General features: G+C 73.4%; 3 protein-coding genes. All 3 read right to left on the bottom strand.

Going from position 1 to position 2,720, the window contains the following annotated elements; all coding sequences use genetic code 11:
* Positions 1-20 precede the first annotated feature (20 nt).
* Genes LQV45_RS24445 through allB form a run of 3 tightly spaced genes read right to left on the bottom strand, consistent with a single transcriptional unit; the run spans position 21 to position 2,640 of the window.
* A complete protein-coding gene (locus tag LQV45_RS24445) occupies positions 21-173 on the bottom strand; it encodes a hypothetical protein (protein ID WP_230009204.1) in 153 nt (50 codons plus the stop codon).
* Positions 170-1,315 (bottom strand): acetamidase/formamidase family protein, encoded by a 1,146-nt coding sequence (locus LQV45_RS24440; protein WP_230009203.1) that lies wholly within the window; start codon positions 1,313-1,315, stop codon positions 170-172. Before LQV45_RS24440 ends, LQV45_RS24445 begins: the two co-directional genes overlap by 4 nt.
* Positions 1,312-2,640: an allantoinase AllB gene (gene allB, locus LQV45_RS24435; protein WP_230009202.1), complete on the bottom strand. Its 1,329-nt coding sequence runs from the start codon at positions 2,638-2,640 to the stop codon at positions 1,312-1,314. Before allB ends, LQV45_RS24440 begins: the two co-directional genes overlap by 4 nt.
* Between the last annotated feature and the right edge of the window lie 80 nt (positions 2,641-2,720).

Genomic DNA, 2,720 nt, shown 5'->3' with positions numbered 1-2,720 from the left:
GCCGGAACCTGTGGCATCCGTCATCGCTCGTCCCTCTCGGGCTCGGTGTCGGGCAACGGACCGAGACGCGCGATCGCCGTGGCGACCCACCCGCGTCCGCGGGATGCCGACGGGGCGGGAGCGGGCGACGGAGCCTCGGTGCGAGCCAGGGCGCGGGCGAGAGCGGGGGTCACGGGGCGTCTCCCTCGGTGTCAGAGGCGGTGGATGCCAGGGGCACGGGCTCCACGGCATCAACCGCCGCGAAGTCCGCCTCGCGAATGCGGGCGTGCACCCCCGACACGATGTCGACCACTTGCGAGATGTCGAAGTCGGTCGCGGCGCTCAGGTAGGCGTAGGCGAGGTGCTCGTCCATGCCCCAGCGGGCACCGAGAAGCGACAGCGCGGATCGCACGCACGCGCGCATCGCGGCATCCAGGTCGGGGTCCATGCCGGTCGGCACGAGGTACTCGGGCGTGCGGACGAGTGGTCCGGTGATGTCTCCGAACGCTGCGCGGGCGGCATCCGCGGGGATCACCTCGAACCGGAGAGTCGCGCGCAGCGACGCCTCGAGTGCGGTGAGCGCGACCTCGCCGTCGCCCTGCGCGAAGTGCGGATCGCCGACGTAGGCGAGCGCCCCCTCGACCTGCACCGGAAGGAACAGGGTCGTGCCCTCGACGAGGAGGTTGATGTCGATGTTGCCGCCGTGGGGCCCGGGCGGGACGGAGTGCGGACGCTCGTCGCCCGCGACGGCGACGCCCATCGTGCCGAGGAACGGCGCGAGCGGGAACGCCACCACCGGCTCGCCGCCCTCGGCGACGGGCAGCGTGCCGTGCAGCGCGCCGTCGCGCTCGGCGACCGCAGCGAACACGCTGACGTTGTGCTCGCCCCGGGGCAGTTCCCCCACGAGCGCGCCCTTGCCGTGGCGGTTCGAGATCACGCCGTACGGCACGCGCGGCGCGAGGGCCTCGACCGTGATCTTGAGCAGGTCGCCGGGGTGCGCACCGCGCACGTGCACGGGCCCGACGACGACGTGCGGACCGTCGGCGAACGGGTCACGGGCGACGGATGCCGCGATCTCGATCGCGTCGTCGAGCACGTGGTCCGCGGGCACGCCGTGGGCCGCGAAGTACGCCGCCGGGTCCTTGCCCTGGTCGTCGAGGATGCCCTCGTGGCTCACGGTGTCGAACGTGACGCTCTCGCCCGAGGCGATCTCGAGGACGGCCGCGTCGGTCGCGCACGGGAGGCGCCCCCACAGCACGGTGGCGGGCGTGGCCCGGACGTAGTGGTCGCCGGGGATCGGACCGACGCCGGGCTGCAGGATCGGGACGACGCTCACGCCTCGACCGCCGCGTTCACGAGCTCGCGCCCCGCGCGAAGCGTCACCGGCTCACCGCGGCGGAACACCGGCTCCCCGCGCAGCCACGTCTCGCGCACGACGCCGGTGAGCGTCTGCCCGTGCCACGGTGAGACGGGATTGCGGTATTCGAGGGCGGCGGCATCCACGACGAACTCCTCGTCGGGCGCGAAGGCGACGAGGTGCGCGGGTGCGCCGGGGGCGATGACGCCGAGTCCGTCGAGACCCGCGATGCGGGCGGGCCCCGTGGTCAGCAGGGGCAGCAGATCTTCGAGACGGATGCCGCGCCCCCGCGCCGCGGTGTGCACCGACGACAGGCCCGTCTGCACGCCCGCGATCCCGCCCCACGCCAGACCGAAGTCGGGGTTGCCCTTGAGCTCGACGGTCGCGGGCGAGTGGTCGCTGACGATCGCGTCGATCGTGCCGTCGACGACGCCGGCCCACAGCAGGTCACGGTTGGCGGCCCCGCGGATCGGTGGGCAGCACTTGAACGCGCCGGCCCCGTCGGGCACCTCGGCGGCGTCGAGCGTGAGGTAGTGGGGGCACGTCTCGACGGTGAGGCGCACGCCCTCGGCTTTGGCCGCGCGCACGTCGTCGAGCGCCTCGCCGTCGGACACGTGCACGATGTGCGCGCGGGCGCCGGTGCGGCGGGCCGCGTCGATCACCCGGCGGATCGCGGCGCGCTCGCTCTGCGGCGGGCGCGTCGCCTCGAAGTCGGCGTAACGCGGGCCGAGCGGGCCGTCGCCGTGCAGATGCGCCGGGTCCTCGGCGTGCACGATGAGCAACCCGTCGAACACGGCGAGCTCGGCGAGGCACGCCTCGAGCTGGTCGGCGTCGAGGTGGCCGAACTCGTCGATGCCGCTCGGCGAGAGGAAGCACTTGACCCCGACGACCCCGGCATCCGCCAGCGCCCGCAGGGAACCGAGGTTCTCGGGGACGGCCCCTCCCCAGTAGGCGACGTCGACCGCGAGCTGTCCCGCGGCGGCGGCGCGCTTGGCATCCAGGGCTTCGGGGGTCGTCGTCACCGGCGAGCTGTTGAGGGGCATGTCGACGACGGTCGTGACACCCCCGGCCGCGGCGGCGGCCGTGCCGGTCGCGAAGCCCTCCCACTCGGTGCGGCCCGGTTCGTCGAGGTGCACGTGCGAGTCGACCAGGCCCGGCAGCAGCACGGCGTCGTCGGGCAGCACGGTATCGGCCATGGGATCGAAGACGGTGACGGCGGTGATCTGGCCCTCGTCGATCACGACCGTGGCGGGAGTGAAACGTCCGTCGACGAACGTGCGGCGGGCCGCGATCCTCGTGCTCATGCCGATCACGCTAAGCGCCCCGCGTTTCGCCGATGTAACCGTCATCAACATTCATGCGAACACCGTGGCCGTGGATGGGG

The organism is Microbacterium sp. Bi128, assembly GCF_918698205.1.
The sequence above is the reverse complement of the archived record's forward strand: the minus strand, read 5'-3'. Positions and strand labels throughout refer to the sequence as shown.

What these genes read in the sequence shown, in the direction of transcription:
- allB (WP_230009202.1), bottom strand. Translation starts at nt 2,640, where the DNA reads ATGAGCACGAGGATCGCGGCCCGCCGCACGTTCGTCGACGGACGTTTC.